At 71.4% G+C, this 17,078-nt stretch carries 12 protein-coding genes and 1 pseudogene; 1 reads left to right on the top strand and 12 read right to left on the bottom strand.

Annotation, left to right across the window (positions count from 1 at the left end; genetic code table 11):
• Window positions 1-165: 165 nt before the first annotated feature.
• The 9 genes and pseudogenes from BRW65_RS14310 to BRW65_RS14270 form a co-directional block, all read right to left on the bottom strand.
• Window positions 166-1,107 (bottom strand): cell division protein FtsQ/DivIB, encoded by a 942-nt coding sequence (locus tag BRW65_RS14310; protein ID WP_073875659.1) that lies wholly within the window; start codon window positions 1,105-1,107, stop codon window positions 166-168.
• Window positions 1,104-2,564 (bottom strand): UDP-N-acetylmuramate--L-alanine ligase, encoded by a 1,461-nt coding sequence (gene murC / locus BRW65_RS14305; protein ID WP_073875657.1) that lies wholly within the window; start codon window positions 2,562-2,564, stop codon window positions 1,104-1,106. Before murC ends, BRW65_RS14310 begins: the two co-directional genes overlap by 4 nt.
• Window positions 2,562-3,772 (bottom strand): annotated as a pseudogene (murG, locus tag BRW65_RS14300) (undecaprenyldiphospho-muramoylpentapeptide beta-N-acetylglucosaminyltransferase); the annotation flags it as partial. The gene murC and the pseudogene murG, both read right to left, overlap by 3 nt.
• The gene (gene ftsW, locus BRW65_RS14295; RefSeq protein WP_073875653.1) at window positions 3,769-5,445 is read right to left on the bottom strand and encodes a putative lipid II flippase FtsW; all 1,677 of its coding nucleotides are present in this window, start codon (window positions 5,443-5,445) and stop codon (window positions 3,769-3,771) included. The gene ftsW and the pseudogene murG, both read right to left, overlap by 4 nt.
• A gap of 6 nt (window positions 5,446-5,451) precedes the next feature.
• Window positions 5,452-6,909 carry a UDP-N-acetylmuramoyl-L-alanine--D-glutamate ligase gene (gene murD, locus BRW65_RS14290; protein WP_244168090.1) on the bottom strand — a complete coding sequence of 486 codons (1,458 nt, stop codon included), beginning with the start codon at window positions 6,907-6,909 and terminating at the stop codon, window positions 5,452-5,454.
• Between the two features lies 1 nt (window position 6,910).
• A complete protein-coding gene (gene mraY / locus BRW65_RS14285) occupies window positions 6,911-7,990 on the bottom strand; it encodes a phospho-N-acetylmuramoyl-pentapeptide-transferase (RefSeq protein ID WP_073875651.1) in 1,080 nt (359 codons plus the stop codon).
• Window positions 7,987-9,618, bottom strand: coding sequence for a UDP-N-acetylmuramoyl-tripeptide--D-alanyl-D-alanine ligase (locus BRW65_RS14280; RefSeq protein WP_073875649.1), 1,632 nt, complete (start codon window positions 9,616-9,618; stop codon window positions 7,987-7,989). Before BRW65_RS14280 ends, mraY begins: the two co-directional genes overlap by 4 nt.
• Entirely contained in the window at window positions 9,615-11,147 is a 1,533-nt protein-coding gene (locus BRW65_RS14275) for a UDP-N-acetylmuramoyl-L-alanyl-D-glutamate--2,6-diaminopimelate ligase (protein WP_432206425.1), read from the bottom strand. Before BRW65_RS14275 ends, BRW65_RS14280 begins: the two co-directional genes overlap by 4 nt.
• A gap of 234 nt (window positions 11,148-11,381) precedes the next feature.
• The gene (locus BRW65_RS14270) at window positions 11,382-12,020 is read right to left on the bottom strand and encodes an O-methyltransferase (protein WP_073875645.1); all 639 of its coding nucleotides are present in this window, start codon (window positions 12,018-12,020) and stop codon (window positions 11,382-11,384) included.
• 48 nt (window positions 12,021-12,068) lie between these two features.
• On the opposite strand from BRW65_RS14270, the gene BRW65_RS14265 reads away from it, so the two are divergent.
• Complete coding sequence (locus BRW65_RS14265; RefSeq protein WP_432206426.1) at window positions 12,069-12,668, top strand: TetR/AcrR family transcriptional regulator; 600 nt, start codon at window positions 12,069-12,071, stop codon at window positions 12,666-12,668.
• 26 nt (window positions 12,669-12,694) lie between these two features.
• Here BRW65_RS14265 and BRW65_RS14260 read toward each other — a convergent pair whose 3' ends face one another.
• Genes BRW65_RS14260 through rsmH form a run of 3 tightly spaced genes read right to left on the bottom strand, consistent with a single transcriptional unit; the run spans window position 12,695 to window position 16,928 of the window.
• On the bottom strand, window positions 12,695-14,752 hold the full coding sequence (locus BRW65_RS14260; RefSeq protein ID WP_073875641.1) for a peptidoglycan D,D-transpeptidase FtsI family protein: 2,058 nt from the start codon (window positions 14,750-14,752) through the stop codon (window positions 12,695-12,697).
• On the bottom strand, window positions 14,749-15,927 hold the full coding sequence (locus tag BRW65_RS14255; RefSeq protein ID WP_073875639.1) for a hypothetical protein: 1,179 nt from the start codon (window positions 15,925-15,927) through the stop codon (window positions 14,749-14,751). The genes BRW65_RS14260 and BRW65_RS14255 overlap by 4 nt, the downstream gene beginning before the upstream one ends.
• Window positions 15,924-16,928: a 16S rRNA (cytosine(1402)-N(4))-methyltransferase RsmH gene (gene rsmH / locus BRW65_RS14250; RefSeq protein WP_073875637.1), complete on the bottom strand. Its 1,005-nt coding sequence runs from the start codon at window positions 16,926-16,928 to the stop codon at window positions 15,924-15,926. The genes BRW65_RS14255 and rsmH overlap by 4 nt, the downstream gene beginning before the upstream one ends.
• Window positions 16,929-17,078 lie beyond the last annotated feature (150 nt).

Below are 17,078 nucleotides of genomic sequence, written 5' to 3'. Positions count from 1 at the left end.
GCTGGCAAACCCTCAACCTCAACCATAGAGTTAGAGTTATGTCAAGTAGTTCCGCGCAACCAGAACGGTATGGGCACGGCGCGCCCTAATCCCGCAGGCGCGCCGACACGCGGCTCGCAAATTTTTTCTGTTACGACGGTCACACGCAGGGCTTGAGCGGCGTCCCTACTTCACCGTCGGCAGGTCGGGGCTCGAGACGTCGTAGGTCCGCCCGGGCTGGGTCAGCAGCGCGGCCAGCTTCTCGGCCTTCTCGTCGGTGCGGTCGGTCGTCCCCCAGATGACGACACGGCCATCGCCCAGCGTGAGCGTGATCGAGGCCACCGACGGGGCGGCGACCCGGCCTACCTGACCCGCGACCTCGGGTCGCAGCGCGGTCAGCACCTGCAGCGCGGCCTTGGTCGCCGGGTCGTTGGGCCCCGGGTTGGCGACGTCGAGGTACGGCAGCGCAGGGGGCGGCGGCCCGGTCGCGAAGTCGACGCCGTCGCGGTCGAACAGGTGCGGGCCGTCGGGAAAGTCCTTCACGGCCACCGGGATTCGCTCGACGATGGTGATGCGCAGGGCCGACGGGTACTGGCGCTGCACCCGCGCGCTGGCCACGCGCCGGATGGCGGCCACCCGGTCGGCGACCTGGTTGGTGTTGATCTGCAGCAGCGGCGTGCCCGGCCGCACCCGAGCGGCGTCCAACACCTCTTCCCGGGTCACCACCCCGGTGCCGACGACGACGATGTTGCGGGCCGCCATCGCCGGCGTGAAGTAGAGGATCAACGCGAGCCCGATGCCCAGGACGACCAGCAGCACCGTCACCAACAGCATCTTCAGGCCGCGGACCGCGCCCCGGGCGACGGGTTTGGGCTCGTCGGCTGCGCGGCCGGTGGCCCGGCGTTTGGCCTCGCGGCGGGCCTGTTCGATGGCGGTGGCGCGCGCCTGGGCGGCGCGGCGTTCGGCTCGTTCCCGACGCTCCCGCCGGCGCGGCCCCTCGAATTCCTCGCTCTCCGTCGGCGTCCGCACGTCGGGGCCGGCGGCGAAAATGGGTTCGGTGATCGCGCCGTCCGCCGAGTCGGAGGCCGGTGCGCCGGCGAACCCCACGGGGTCGTCCGGCTGCGTCATCGCGGCACTCCCGGCCGGCCGGGCGCGCTGCGGTTGTCCCGGATCCGCAGCTCCGTGACGATCTCCGGCCCCAGCAGGGTCACGTCGCCCGCGCCCATCGTGACGACGACGTCACCGGGACCGGCCGCCGCGGCCACCTGCTCGGCGACCGCGGAGAAGTCCGGCAGGTAGCGCACCGGCACGCTGACGTGCTCGGCGACGCTGGCCCCGCTGACGCCGGCGAGGGGTTGTTCGCGCGCGCCGTACACATCGAGGACGAACACCTCGTCGGCGGCGTCCAGCGCGCGACCGAATTCCGCCGCGAATTCCTTTGTGCGCGAATATAAGTGGGGCTGGAACACCACGAGGCTGCGGCCGCCGCCGCTCTGCTCGAGGACCGCGCGGACCGCGGACAGCGTCGCGCTGATCTCGGTGGGATGGTGGGCGTAGTCGTCGAAGACCCGCACCGACCCCGAGTTACCGACCAGTTCGAACCGCCGTCGCACCCCCTCGAAACCGGCCAGCCCGTCGAGCACCGCGTCCGCCGAGGCGCCGATCTCGAGCGCGGCGAGCAGCGCGCCCAGCGCGTTGAGCGCCATGTGCCGCCCGGGCACCGACAGCCGCATCACGCGGGGGTGCTGTTCGCCCGCGAGCCGGATGTGCGCGACCGCCTCGGTACCCTGCTGCTCCCAGGACAGCAGGGTGGCGGCCTGGTCCTCGGCCGGGTCGGATCCATAGCGCAGCACCCGGATTCCCAGCTCGGCGGTTCGTTCCGCCAGGGCGGCGGCGCCCGGGTCGTCGACGCACACCACCAGCGCCCCGCCGGGGGCCAGCCGCTCCACGAAGGCGTCGAACACCCGGACATAGGCGTCGGCGCTGCCGTAGAAATCCAGGTGATCGGTCTCGATGTTGGTCACCACGGCGACATTTGGCGTGTATTCCAGCAGCGAGCCGTCGCTTTCGTCGGCCTCGGCCACAAAGCAGTCACCGCTGCCGTGATGCGCGTTGGTGCCGGCCTCCCCCATCTCGCCGCCGACCGCGAACGACGGGTCGCGGCCGCAGTGCTGCAGCGCCACGATCAACATCGACGTCGTCGTGGTCTTGCCGTGCGTGCCGGTGACCATCAGCGTGGTGCGCCCGTCCATCAATTTGGCCAGCACCACCGGGCGCAGGATCACCGGGATGCCGCGGCGCCGGGCCTCGACCAGCTCGGGGTTGGTCTTCGGGATGGCCGCGTGGGTGGTGATGACCGCGGTCGGGCCGCCCGGCAACAGGTCGAGCGACGACTCGTCGTGACCGATGCGGATCGAGGCCCCCCGGGCCCGCAACGCGTGCACGCCGCGCGATTCCTTGGCGTCGGAGCCCGAGACCAGTGCGCCCCGGTCCAGCAGGATGCGGGCGATGCCCGACATGCCGGCCCCGCCAATGCCCACCATGTGCACCCGCTGCAATTCGGGAGGCAGCTGTTCGGCGTTCACCGTCGTCCTCCCGCCGCTGCCTTCCTGGCGATGTCCAGCGCCGCCTGCGCCACCTGGCGCGCCGCGTCGGGGTGCCCCACCCGCGCGGCGGCCGCCGTCATCGCCGCCAACCGGGGCGGGTCGTTGAGCAGGGCGGACACCTCGCGGGCGACCAGCTCCGGCGTCAGGGCGGCGTCGGCGACCACCATGCCGCCTCCGGCGTTGACCACCGGCAGCGCGTTGAGCCGCTGCTCGCCGTTGCCGATCGGCAGCGGCACGTAGATGGCCGGCAACCCGACGGCCGAGACCTCGGCCACGGTCATCGCGCCGGACCGGCAGATCACCAGGTCGGCGGCGGCGTAGGCCAAGTCCATCCGGTCGAGGTAGGGCACCGCCACGTACGGCGGATCGCCGGGTTGGCTCTGCCGCAGCTCGAGGGTGTTCTTCGGCCCGTGCGCGTGCAGCACCGACACGCCCGCGGCCGCCAGGTCGGCGGCGGCCCCGGACACGGCCCGGTTGAGCGACACGGCCCCCTGCGAGCCGCCGAACACCAGCAACACCCGAGCGTCCTCGGCGAAGCCGAAGTGCCTGCGCGCCTCGGCGCGCAAGGCCGCGCGGTCCAGCGACGTGATGGCCGCCCGCACCGGCACCCCGACGACCTCCGCGCGCGGCAAGCCGCAATCGGGCACGGCGGACAGCACCCGGTCGGCACGGCGGGCGCCGACCCGGTTGGCCAGGCCGGCGCTGGCGTTGGCTTCATGGATCAGCACCGGGACGCGGCGCCGACGGCTGAGGCCGCGGGGAATGCCGCGGGCGGCGAGGTAGGCCGGCAGCGCCACGTACCCGCCGAAACCGATGATGACGTCGGCGTCCACCGCGTCGAGCACCGCGCGGGTCTCGCGAACCGCGCGCCACACCCGCGGGGGCAGCCGCGCGAGGTCACCGTTGGGCTTGCGCGGCAGCGGCACCGGCGTGATCAGCTCGAGGTGGTAGCCGCGCTGGGGCACCAGCCTTGTTTCCAGCCCGCGGTGGGTGCCCAGCGCGGTGATCCGCACCTCCGGATCGAGCGCGCTGAGCGCGTCGGCCACCGCCATCGCGGGCTCGACGTGGCCGGCGGTGCCGCCGCCGGCCAGCACGACCGACAGGGGCTTAAAAGCCGACAACGCGGCACCGGCGGGCTGGGGACTTGTCCCCCGCCCGCCGGTCGGCTTGCTGACCGTGTCGTTCACCCGTAACGCTGACCTTCCAGTGCGCGTGCGCGCCGTGCCTGACGCTGGCCGGCTCCGCGAGTGGCGGAGCGCTGGCCAGATCCATGATGCACCGCCCTGCGGGCCGGCCGTGCGGCTGTGCGGGAGAACGCCGGCCGCAGGGGTTCTTGGGCCTTGCGGGCGGGTGCCTGGGCGGCCTTCCGGGCGGAAGTTCCCTTGCCCGGTTGCTTGCCGCCGCGCTTGCGGTCGCGGAACGATTCCAGCCGCGTCGGCACGTAGGGCTGCGGCAGCGGCAGCCGCAGGAAGCGGTTCACCTTGTCGTCGCGGCCCGCGCGCAGCGCGGCCACCGCCTCCGGTTCGTGACGGGCCGCGTTGGCCATGATCCCGATCATGAAAAGCGTTGCGGCCGTGGAGGTTCCACCCGCGGAGATGAGCGGCAGCTGGATCCCGGTGACCGGCAGGATTCCGATCACGTAACCGATGTTGATGAAGGCCTGACCCAGCACCCACATCGTCGTGGTGGCGGTCAGCAGCCGCAGGAAGGGATCGGCCGACCGGCGGGCGATCCGCATCCCGGTGTAGGCGAACAACCCGAAGAGCACCAGCAGCCCGAACGCGCCGACGAAGCCCAGCTCCTCACCGATGATCGCGAAGATGAAGTCGTTGTGGGCGTTGGGCAGGTAGTTCCACTTGGCGACGCCCTGGCCCAAGCCGTCGCCGAAGATCCCCCCGTGGGCCAGGGCGAACTTCGCCTGCCTTGCCTGGTAGCCGGTGTCCATGGGGTCGTTCTCGGGGTTCATCCAAGATTTCACCCGGTCGGAGCGGTAACCGGCCGACATGGCCAGGATGGCGCCGGCCATGAAGACGGCCAGCAGCGAGGTGGCGAAGACGCGCAGTGGCAATCCGGCGTACCACAACAGCGCGAGCAGGATGATGCCCAGCGACACCGTCTGCCCCAGGTCGGGCTGGGCGACGATGAGCGCCAGTGCGATGACCGCGGCCGGCACCAGCGGGATCAGCATTTCGCGCAGCGAGGCCCGCTCCAGCCGCCTGGCCGCCAGCAGATGCGCACCCCAGATGGCGAAGGCGATTTTCGCCAGCTCGGACGGCTGCATCGAGAAGCCGGCGATGACGAACCACTTCCGGGAGCCGTTGGCCAGGTTGCCGATGCCGGGTACCAGCACGAGCACCAGCAGGATGACCGTGACGACGTAGCCGGTGAAGGCGACGCGGCGGATGAAGCGCACCGACATGCGCAGCGAGGCGTAGCAGGCGATCAGGCCGATCACCGTCCACAACACCTGCTTGCCGAAGATCACCCAGGCCGACCCGTCGGCGTCGTAGGACCGCACGCCCGACGCCGACAGCACCATGATCAAACCGAGGGTCGTCAGCAGCCCCGCCACCGCGATGATCAGGTGGAACGAGGTCATGGGCCGGCTCAGCCAGGCGCCGAACCGGTTACGCCGCTCGCCTCCCGCCTGCGGTTTCGTGGACCGCCTGGCTTCCGAGCTGCCGGCGGCGCTGACGGGGCCGGTCGCCGCGTCGGCGTCCGGCTCGTCCGGCGTGGCGTCGTTGGTCTCGACGGCGCCGGCCTCCCCAACGCCCTCTGCAACGCCCTCTGCAACGCCCTCGGACATGTCCTCGGAAATGTCTTTGCCCCGGCGTCTGAGCCGGGCCAGCGGGTTACCCATGCCCGCCTACCGGGTTGCCGCGCGGACGGCGGCGGCGAAGGCGTCACCGCGATCGGCGTACCCGGTGAACTGGTCAAACGAGGCGCCGGCCGGCGCCAGCAGCACCGTGTCGCCAGGCCGGGCCAGGTCGCGGGCCGCGGCCACCGCCGCGGTCATGACGGAAGTGCCGAGAGCGTCACCCGAATGTTTCACTTCTGTCACATCTGCACCAACAACCACAGCCGTCGCATTCATATCAGCATCCTCGCCTGTCACAACCTGGACGACGGGGACATCCGGCGCGTGTCGCGATAACGCCTCTGCAACCTCTCGGCGATCTCGGCCGATGAGCACGGCCCCGACCAGGTGGGGGGCCATCCGGGCGACCGCGGCGGCCACCGACGCGCCCTTGAGCAAACCGCCGGCCACCCACACCACCCGCGGGTAGGCCAGCACGGACGCCTCCGCCGCATGCGGGTTGGTGGCCTTGGAGTCGTCGACGTAGGTGATGCCGTCGACGACCGCGACCACCTCCGCCCGGTGCCGACCCACCCGGAACGACGCGATCGCCTCCGCGATCGCCTCGGCGGGCACATCGACGCTGCGGGCCAGCGCCGCCGCCGCCAGGGCGTCGAGGACGCCGACGGGCCCCGGCACCGGGATCGAGTCGACGGGCAGGAGCGCGAGGTCGTCGGCGAAGGCGCGGTCGATCAGTTGGCCGTCGCGCACGCCGAGTTCGCCCGCCGCCGGCTCGCCGAGCCGGAAGCCGACGCGCACGGGCGCGGCGGCGGTGTTCAGCAACGCCGCCGCCCGGGCGTCGTCGAGCCCCACCACCGCCACCCGGCCGCCCAGCACCCGCGCCTTGGCCGCCGTGTAGTCGGCCATCGTGGAATGCCAATCGAGGTGGTCTTCGGCGATGTTGAGCACGACGCCCGCCTCGGGGCGCACCGAGGGGGCCCAGTGCAGCTGGAAGCTGGACAGCTCGACGGCCAGCAGGTCGGCCGGCTGCGCGAGCACATCGAGCACCGGGTCGCCGATATTGCCGCACAAGATGCTGCGCCGACCGGCGGCGGTCAGCATCGCGTGCAGCATCGACGTCGTGGTCGTCTTGCCGTTCGTGCCGGTCACCACCAGCCAGCGGCGCGGTGGCCCGTAGTAACCCGCGGTGTCCAACCGCCAGGCCAGCTCCACGTCGCCCCAGATCGGCACGCCCTCCGTCGCGGCGGCGGCCAGCAGCGGCGTGTCCGGCGAGAACCCGGGGCTGGTGACCACCAGGGCGTAGTGCGCAAGGCGCTCCGCGGACGTCGACGTCGTCATCGTTGCCACGCCGCTGTTGGCGTAGCGCCGCAACGTGGCCGGATCGTCGTCGCACAGGGTCGGCACCGCGCCGAACCGGATCAGCGCGGACAGCACCGCCTTGCCGGTGACGCCGCCGCCGGCCACCAGCACCGGCGCGCCCGCCACCAGAGGCTCGAGCCCGGGCACGTCAGGCACCGATCGCGCCCAGCCACTCACCGTAGAAGAGCGCCACGCCCAGACCACACGTGATTGCCGTGAGCAGCCAGAACCGGATGATCACCGTCGTTTCGGCCCAGCCGGCCAGCTCGAAATGGTGGTGGAAGGGCGCCATCCGGAACACCCGGCGACCGGTGGTGCGAAACGCCAGGATTTGCAACACCACCGAGGTGACCTCGGCGACGAAGAGCGACCCCAGGACGACGGCCAGGACCTCGGTGCGGCTGGTGACCGACAGGCCCGCGATGATGCCTCCCAACGCCAGCGATCCGGTGTCGCCCATGAAAATCTTTGCGGGAGCGGCGTTCCACCACAAAAAGCCGATGCACGCGCCCGCGGTGGCGGCCGCGACGAGCGCCAGGTCCAGCGGGTCGCGCACGTTGTAGCAGCCCAGCCCCGGAGCCGTCACGCAGGCGTTGCGGTATTGCCAGAAGGTGATCAACACGTAGGCGGCGGTGACCATCGCCATGCACCCGGCGGCCAGGCCGTCCAGGCCGTCGGTGAAATTGACCGCGTTGGACCAGGCGCTGACTACAACCACGCAGAACAACACGAACAGCGCGGGAGTCAAAGTGACCGTGGCGATCTCGCGCACGTAGGACAAGTCGGAGCTAGCCGGGGTCAATCCGCTGCCATTGCGGAACTGCAACACCAGCACGCCGAACAGCACCGCGGCGGCCACCTGCCCGATGGTCTTGGCGGTCTTGTTCAACCCGAGGTTGCGCGAGCGGCGGACCTTGATCAGGTCGTCGAGGAACCCGACGCCGCCCAGCGCGGTCGCCAGGCCCAGCACCAGCAGACCCGACGCGGAAACACCCTCGCCGTCGAACGCCAGCCCGGCCAGGTGCGTCCCGAGGTAACCCGCCCAGATCCCGGCGAGGATCGCCACGCCGCCCATCGACGGCGTGCCCCGCTTGGCGTGATGGCTGGGCGGCCCGTCGTCGCGGGTGTGATGGCCGACGCCCTGCCTGGTGAACAAGCGAATCAGCACCGGCGTCAACATGATTGACACCGCGAGCGCGACCGCGACGGCGATCAGGATCTGCCTCACGAGCGCGCCCCCCGGTCGTTCAGTGGTGACGACCCGCTTCGCCCGGCTGCGCCGCCCTCGCGATCGTCACGAGTCGATGGTGACGACCCGCTTCGCCCGGCTGCGCCGCCCTCGCGATCGTCACGGGCCAGCGCCTCGGCCAGCGCTCCCAGGCCCGCCGCGTTGGAGGCCTTGACCAAGACCACGTCGCCGGGCCGCAGCTCGGCCCGCAACAGCGCCAGGGCAGCGTCGGCGTCGGCCACGTTGACGGCCCCCCTATCGCCGGAAGCTCCCCACGAGCCCTCCATGACGGCTCCGTGGTGCATGGCGCTCATCGACCTCCCACTTCCCACGACGACCAGTCGAGACACATCTAAGCGCACCGCCAGCCGGCCGATGCGGTCGTGTTCGGCGACCGCGTCGTCGCCGAGCTCGGCCATTTCGCCCAGCACCGCCCAGCTCCTGCGCTTTTCGCCCGTGCCCTGGGCGATCCAGGCCAGCGCCTGTAGGCCCGCCCGCATCGAGTCGGGGTTGGCGTTGTAGGCGTCGTCGATCACCGTGACGCCGTCCGCCCGGGTGGTCACGTGCATCCGGTGCCGCGACACCGGCCCCGCCTGCGCCAGCGCGGCGGCGACCCCGTCGACCGTCGCGCCGCACTGCAGCGCGACCGCGGCGGCACACAGCGCGTTGGTGACCTGATGGTCGCCGAACACGCCGAGCTCGACCTCGACCGCGCTGTCCATCGCGTGCAGGGTAAAGCGCGGCCTGGCCAGTTCGTCCAGCGACACTCCGTCCGCCCAGACGTCGCTGGGACCCGAATCGGTGCGGCTGGACCGGCCGACCCGCACCACCCTCGCCCCGGTGACGCCGGCCATCGCCGCCACGACCGGGTCGTCGGCGTTCAGGATGACTACCCCTGACGACGGAACAGCCTGCGGCAGTTCGGATTTGGTGCGTGCGATGGCCTCCCGCGAGCCGAACTCGCCCAGGTGGGCGGTGCCCACGTTGAGGACCACCCCGATCGCCGGCGGGGCGATCTCGGCCAGCGCGGCGATGTTGCCGGGGTGGCGGGCCGACATCTCGAGAACCAGGTAGTCGGTGTCCCGCGTCGCGCGCAACACCGTCCAGGGGTGGCCCAGCTCGTTGTTGAACGACCCGGGCGGGGCGATCACCTCGCCCAGCGGCTCGAGCACGGCTTTGACGAGGTCTTTGGTCGACGTCTTCCCCGACGAGCCCGTGATGCCGATGATGGTCAGGCCGCCGGCCACCAGCTCGGCGGCCACCGCCTTGGCCAGCTTGGCCAGCGCGGCCAGCACCGCCGCGCCCGAGCCGTCGGTGTCGTGTTCGAGCACACCGGCCAGGCCACCGCCACCGTGCGCCCGCGGCCGCGGGGGCACCACGATGGCGGGCACCCCCACCGGGCGGGCGGCCAGCACGGCCACCGCGCCGGCCGCCGCCGCCGACTTCGCGTAGTCGTGGCCGTCGGCGTGAGCCCCCGGCAGGGCGAGGAACAGCCCGCCGGGACCCACTGCGCGCGAATCGAATTCGACGGTTCCGGTGACGCGGAGCTCGGCGGCGGCCTGCGGCGAGATGTCGGCCAGCGTGCCGCCCACCAGCTCGGCGATCTGTGCGACGGTGAGATCGATCATTTCCGCGCTCCACGGGGCCGCAGGTCCCGCAACGCCTCGGTCAGCTCGACCCGGTCGTCGAACGGACGGGTCTCCCCGGCGGTGCGCTGCCCGGTCTCGTGCCCCTTGCCGGCGACAAGCACCACGTCGCCCGGTCGGGCCCAGGCGGCGGCGTGCCGGATGGCCGCGCGCCGGTCGCCGATCTCGACGACCTCGGCCGCACCGCCGCTTTCGGCCGCACCGGCCAGGATCTCGCGGCGGATGGCCGCGGGGTCCTCGCCGCGGGGGTTGTCGTCGGTGACGACGACCAGGTCGGCCAGCTCGGCGGCGATCGCGCCCATCGGCGCCCGCTTGCCCGGGTCGCGCTCGCCGCCGGCGCCGAACACCACCGCCAGCCTGCGATCCGGCCGCGCCAGGGTGCTCAGCACCGCCCGCAGCGCGCCCGGCTTGTGGGCGTAGTCGACCAGCGCAAGGAAATCCTGGCCACAGTCGATGTCCTCCATGCGGCCGGGCACCCGGGTCTCCAATAGTCCCGGCGCCGCCTGCTCGGGCGATACCCCCACCGCGTCCAGGATCGCCAGTGCGACAAGGCAATTGGCGACGTTGTAATGGCCAGGCAGCCGGATGCCGACCCGATGGCGCACCCCGGCGGGGTCGATCGCGGTGAACTGCTGTCCCCCGGCGCCCAACGGCATCACGTCCACGGCGCGCCAATGCGCGGGCTCGCCGGCGGCGCTGACCGTGATGGCGTCACCGGCCCGCTCCGCCATGGCGCGGCCGGCGTCGTCGTCGATGCAGATCACCACCCGCCGGGCCCGCAGCGGCGACGCGGGATCGAACAGCTTCGCCTTGGCCTCGAAGTAGTCGGCCATGGTGGGGTGAAAGTCGAGGTGGTCGCGGGACAGGTTGGTGAAACCGCCCACCGCGAACCCGGTGCCGTCCACCCGGCCCAGCGCCAGCGCGTGGCTCGACACCTCCATGACCACGGTGTCCACCCCGCGCTCGGCCATCGCGGCGAACATGGCCTGCAGCGCGGGCGCCTCCGGGGTGGTCAGCGCGCTCGGAACGTCGGCGCCGTCGATGCGGATGCCGATCGTGCCGATCAGCCCGGCCGTCCGGCCGGCGGCCCGCAGCCCGGACTCGACCAGATACGTCGTGGTGGTCTTGCCCGAGGTTCCGGTGATCCCGATGACCGTCGTGCGCTCCGACGGACTCCCGTACACCGTCGCGGCCAGGGCGCCCAGGACGCTGCGGGGCGCCGGGTGCACCAGCGTCGGGACGGTCGAGGCCGACGCGCCCATCTCCGCGACGCCGGCGGCGTCGGTGAGGACCGCCACGGCGCCGCGGTCGATCGCCTCGGCCGCGTACCGGGCCCCGTGCGTCGAGGCCCCCGTCAGCGCGGCGAACAGATCGCCGGGCCGCACGTCCTGGGCACGCAACGTCACGCCGGTGACGGCCAGGTCGGGGATGGCCACGCCCCGGTCCGCGAGTACCGCCCCGACCTGGGCCGCCAGGAGCGACAGCGGCACCCCCGAGACGGCATTGGACACCAGCCACCACCTCCTCCCGGTCCGCCATGATCAGCCATGACACCCTACCGAGGAGCAGCGGCCCGCGCGGTCTCCCCGCGCCCAAGCAGGCGCGTCACCGGCCCTTTCGCGATTCGAACAGGGGCAAAAATATGTGTCGACCATGTCCACGATGGCGGCGCCGGGAGGCGAGCGCCCGGTTCCGGCGACCCGAGAACAAATCGAAGCCCGCAACCGCGCTTTCAAGGCTCAGGGCTAAACGCGGACCGCCAGCTCCAAACCCTTATCGATCGGCAGTGGCGTGCTGACATAACCGTTCTCCGGGGCACGCACGTAGTCGAGGTAGGCGTGGTCGGGATCCAGGTTGACGTTGTCGCCGATGATCAACGCACCCGTCGCTAGCACCGGCTCCAGGATCTTCACGACCTCCAGATCCAGGTCAGGCCAGCCGTCGAGCAACACGAATTGCACTGGGCCGCTGACGGTTTTGAGGGTGGTGCGGGCGTCGCCCTCGAGAATGGTGATCAGGTCGCTCACGCCCGCTTCCGCGAATGTCGCACGGGCGGCGGCCACCTTGTGGGAACTCATCTCGGTGGTGGTGATGTGGCCGATACCGTTGTCGCGGACCGCTGCGGCGAGGTGCAGCGTCGAGATCCCGTAGGACAGACCGTATTCCACGATCGCCGTCGGCCTGACCGCACGGACGAGGCTGTACAGCAGGCGACCCGACTCGGGAGCAACGGACAAATAGAGGTCCTGGAACGCGTCCGCTCGTTCCTCGACGGCGTAGTCGCGCGGCGAGGCGCCCTTGCGCCGTTCGGCGTCCCCCTGGGCATTGGCGAAGAGCCGATCGATGATCGAGGCGTATTCCGGTCGATTCAAGGTTGATGTCATGTTCCTAGCGTAGACGCAACGTTGCGTCTACGCTAGGCCGAAATGGTGTTGAATCGAACCGTGCAAGACAGGCAACCCCACCGCGGCAACCGGCACGGCCGCAGCGACGCCGCGCGCGAGGCCATCCTGCGGGCCGCCGACGATCTGCTCGCCGAGAAGGGGTTCGCGGCAGTGACGGTGGAGGGAATCGCCAAAGCGGCCGGGGTGGCCAAACAGACGGTCTACCGGTGGTGGAACTCCAAGACGGAAGTGCTGATGGACGCGTTCCTCGAAGACGCCGCCGACGACCTCGAACCGCCCGACACCGGCAGCCTCGAGTCCGACCTGCGTGCCCACTTGCGTAATACGGCCCGGTTCTTGGCTTTCGACGACGCCGGGGCGGTGTACCGCGCACTCGTCGGGCAGGCGCAGCACGATGCCGAGCTTGCCGAGTCTTTCCGGGCCCGGTATTTGCTCGAGCAGCGCATTCGTGACCAGAAGCCGTTCACGCGTGCGATCGACCGCGGGGAGTTACCGCCCGACACGGACGCGGCGCTGCTGGCAGAACGCCTCGTCGGGCCACTCCACTATCGGGTGATCGTGACGGGAGAGCCCGTTGACGACGCGTTCATCGATGCGCTCGTCGACTGCGTCCTGCGCCGAGGCTAGGGGCCCGTTGCGCTCCGGCGTTGTGCTCAGGTGGCCTGCAGCGTCAGCGGCGGGCCCGGGTCCGGCGAGAGCGGCACGTTCTCGCGCTGCATGAGCCAGCCGGCGATGTTGTGGAACAGCGGGGCCGCCGAGTGGCCCGGGGTGCCGTCGGCGTTGCGATCCGGGTTGTCCATCATGATGCCGATGACGTAGCGCGGGTTGTCGACGGTGGCCATGCCGGCGAAGGTGATCCAGTAGACGTTGTCGAAGTAGCAGCCGCAGGCCGGGTTAATCTGCTGCGCGGTGCCCGTCTTGCCGGCCATCTGGTAGCCCGTCACCGCGGCGGCGGGCCCGGTGCCCTGCTGGTAGCCCATCGGGTCGCGTTGCACCACGGCGCGCAGCATGTTGCGCACGGTCTGGGCCGTCTGCGGCGACACCACCCGCACGCCCTCGGGACGCGGCTCCTCGGTGCGGGTGCCGTCGGGTGCGATGGTGGCCTTGACGATCCGCGGCGGGATGCGCAGCCCGTCGTTGGCGATCGTCTGGTACATGCCGGCCATCTGCAGCAGTGTCATCGAAAGGCCTTGCCCGATCGGCAGGTTGGAGAAGGTGCTGCCCGACCATTGGTCGATCGGCGGCACCAACCCGGCGCTCTCACCGGGCAGGCCCACGTTGGTTCGCTGCCCGAGCCCGAATTTGCGGACCATGTCGTAGAAGCGTTCCGGCCCGACGCGCTGGGCGAGCATCAAAGTGCCGACGTTGGAGGACTTTCCGAACACGCCGGTGGTGGTGTAGGGCATCACGCCGTGGTCCCACGCGTCGTGGATGGGCACCCCGCCCATCTGGATCGACCCGGGCACCTGGAGCACTTCATCGGGGTTGGACAGGCCGTACTCGATGACCGAGGACGCAGTGATGACCTTGTTCACCGAGCCCGGCTCGAACGGCGAGGACACCGCCAGGTTGCCCAGCTGCTTGTCACCCTGGCGCCCGATGTCCTGGGACGGGTCGAAGGTGTTGTCGTTGGCCATGGCCAGCACCTCGCCCGTCTTCGAGTCCAGCACGACGGCCGAAACATTGTGTGCGCCGGAGAGATTCTTGGCCTGCTGGACCTGCTGCTGCACGTAGAACTGGATGTCGTCGTCGAGGGTCAGCTGGACCGTCGAGCCGTTGACCGCCCGGTGCCGGTTGCGGTAACTGCCGGGGATGACGACGCCGTCGGATCCGCGATCGTAGGTGACCGAGCCGTCGGTTCCCGACAGCACCGAGTCCAGGGACTCCTCCAGCCCGAGCAGCCCGTGGCCGTCCCAATCGATGCCGCCGACGATGTTGGCCGCCAACGAACCGCCGGGGTACTGCCGCAGATCCTGTCGCTCCGAACCGACTTCGGGATATTTGTCGGAGATCGCGCTGGCGACGGCGGGGTCGACGGCGCGCGCCAGGTAGACGAAGTTCTCGTCGCTTTGCAGCTTCTTCAGCACCGTCGCGGAGTCGGGCTTGTTGCCCAGCCGGGTGGCGACCTCCTTGGCGATGTCGCGCAGCCGCTGCTGCGGATCGGGGGCCGCCGAGTTCTTGGCCCTGGCCTCGTCGAGTTGTTTTCGAATCCGCTTGGGCTGGAACGTCAACGCGCGCGACTCGGTGGTGAACGCCAGTTGGTCCTTGTTGCGATCGACGATGCTGCCGCGCACCGCCTTCTCGACGTCGGTGACCTTGAGCTGGCCCGCCGCCTGGGCGCGCAGCGTCGGCGCGTTGGTCACCTGCAGGACGAACAGCTGGACCGCCGCCACCACGATCAGGATCCCGATGGCCGCGTTCCCGGCCCGATGCCGGAACACGAACGACGCGCCGCTGCTGCCCGCCTGCACCAGCTTCCGCGTGCGCCGCTCCCGCGCCGAGTGCCCGGTCGCCACGGCGTCCGGACGGTCGGCCGCGCGGCCCTTCTTGGGTTCCTTGGCTTTCCGGAATCGCTTCGGTTCGCGGACGTCCTGCGCCTGCTGCTGCTTGGCGCGCCGCTTGGGCTGGCGAAGCCCCTTCGCGTCCTGCGTTTTACGGGGACCACGGGTCGGCTGCGACCGGCGGGCGCGCACGGATTCGCCGCGGCTCACCGGGGCGCACCCGGCGTTGCGGCGGGACCGGGCGCCACCGGCTGCGGCGCCAACACCGGGGCGGCGGGCACGACGGGAGCCACCGGCTGGGGAACCGCGGGCGCCCGTTGCACCGGCACCGGCACCTCAGCGGGCAGCGGTGCAGGAACCTGCCCGGGCGGCGGAATGGGCAAGCCGCCCAAGGGAATCGACACCTCCGCGGGACCCGGAGCGGGCGCGATCGCCGCCGGGGCGGGTAGCCCCGGCACCGGCACGCCGGGCACGGGCAGCGCGCCGGGGTTCTGCCCGGGCACGGGTGCCCCCGGTGATCCCGGCATGCCCGGCAGTGGCGGCCCGGTCTGCGCCAGGTGCTGGCCGCCCAGCGTCGACGATCCGTCCGGTGCGCGCAGCAGCGCCTCGGGCCCGGACCGCGCCGGCACGGGTGCCGCGGGGTCGGGCTGCAGTCGGACCGGCACCTCGGCGGGAGGCGCGGGCGGCGCGGGTGGTGCCGGCGGTCCTTGCTCGGGCAGCTTGCTGTTCAACGGCGGTGGCGGCACCCCGTCAGCCGGCTTGGGCGTGCCGACGACTACCCAGTTGCCGGACGGGTCCTGCACCAGGTGGGCGGTGTCCCGCGTCGGGATCATGCCCTGTTTGCGGGCCGCCTCCGCCAGCGCCGGCGCGGATTCCGCCTCGCGCACATCGCGTTCCAGCGCCTCTTTCTGCTGTTGCAGCAGCCGGGTCTTTTCGCGGGCGTGGCTCAATTTGTAGGAGCGCTCCGCGGAGTCCGTGGACAACCACAGCGTGAGACCCAACCCGACGCCGAGCGCGCCGATGACCAACACGACGAACGGCACCTTACTCGCCAGGGTGCGCGGCCGCAGGTCGATCGAGGCCAGCCGGGCCGCCAGGCGCTCGCTCAGGCGGGGACGAACGACCTTGGGCGCCTTGGCCTTGCGGGCCTTGGCCCGGGCCTTGGCCTGACTCGTGCTCTTGGGCCGCTTCGGGCGCTCGACCGGCCTGGCGATCGGGCTGGTGTGCGGTCCGGACTTGGGCGCACGGCTCTCCCGGGTGGGCGCCGCGCTCCGCCCGGGGCGGGGGCGGCGAGCCGAGCCGGGCTCGGCGGCCGAACGCCTGCCGCGCCGGGCGGACCCGTCGCGCCCGCCCCGGCGATTCGGCGTCTCCCGCTTTGCTTTCATGCGTCGCCCTTTCCGGTTGCCTGCTGGACCCGTTGCACGGCGCGTAGTCGCACCGCGGCGCTGCGCGGATTGCGTTCGATTTCGGCGGCGTCCGCACGCTCGGCGCCGTGCGTGAGCGACCGGAATCGCGGCTCGTGGCCGGGAAGCTCGACCGGCAGATCCACCGGCGTGCGGGACGCGACCGCGTCGGCGAACAACCGCTTGACGATCCGGTCCTCCAGGGATTGGTAGGCCAGCACCACCATGCGCCCACCGACGGCGAGCGCGTCCAGCCCGGCCGGGATCGCGCTGCGCAAAGAGTCCAGCTCGTCGTTGACCGCGATCCGCAGGGCCTGGAAGGTGCGCTTGGCCGGGTGGCCCCCGGTCCGCCGGGCCGGCGCCGGAATCGCCTGGTACAGCAGGGCTACCAACTCCGCGGTCGACGTGAAGGGGGCTCGGTCGCGCTGGCGCACGATCCGCGCGGCGATGCGCCGCGCGAACCGCTCCTCGCCGTAGCGGTGCAGGATGTCCGCCAGCGCGGCTTCGTCGTAGGTGTTGAGGATGTCGGCCGCCGTCAACGACGACTCCGGATCCATCCGCATGTCCAGCGGCGCGTCCAGGGCGTAGGCGAAGCCCCGCTCGGCGCGGTCGAGCTGCATGGAGGACACGCCAAGGTCGAACAGCATCCCGTCGACCGATCGCACTGGGTCGCAACCGGATTCGGCGAGTGCCTCGGCGAGCCCGTCGTAGCGGCTGTGCACCAGCGTGACGCGGTCGGCGAACCGCGCCAACCGGTCGCGGGCGATTTCCAGCGCGCTGGGATCGCGGTCGAGGCCGATCAGCCGCAGCCCCGGCAGGTCGGTCAGGAACCGCTCGGCGTGCCCGCCCGCGCCCAGCGTGGCGTCGAGCAGGACCGCGCCCGAACCATCGGCATGCTGGCGGGTCAGCGCGGGGGTCAGCAGTTCGACGCAGCGGTGCAGCAGGACGGGCACATGCCCGAAGTCGCCTGAATCGTCAGCCACCGCAACACCTCCCCGGGTTCGGCGAGCCGCCCCTGCATCGAGGTCCCTGTCCGAAGGCACGAACCTGGCGTTGGGGAAGTACGCCAGGGTCGGTTCGGGCAGAGGCCACGTTGCACGGGCGTGCGCCTCAGAGGTCGTGGTGATCGCAAG

The sequence above is a fragment of the Mycobacterium paraffinicum genome (assembly GCF_001907675.1).
GTDB lineage: Bacteria > Actinomycetota > Actinomycetes > Mycobacteriales > Mycobacteriaceae > Mycobacterium > Mycobacterium paraffinicum_A.
This window is presented reverse-complemented; position numbering and strand designations above follow the sequence as displayed.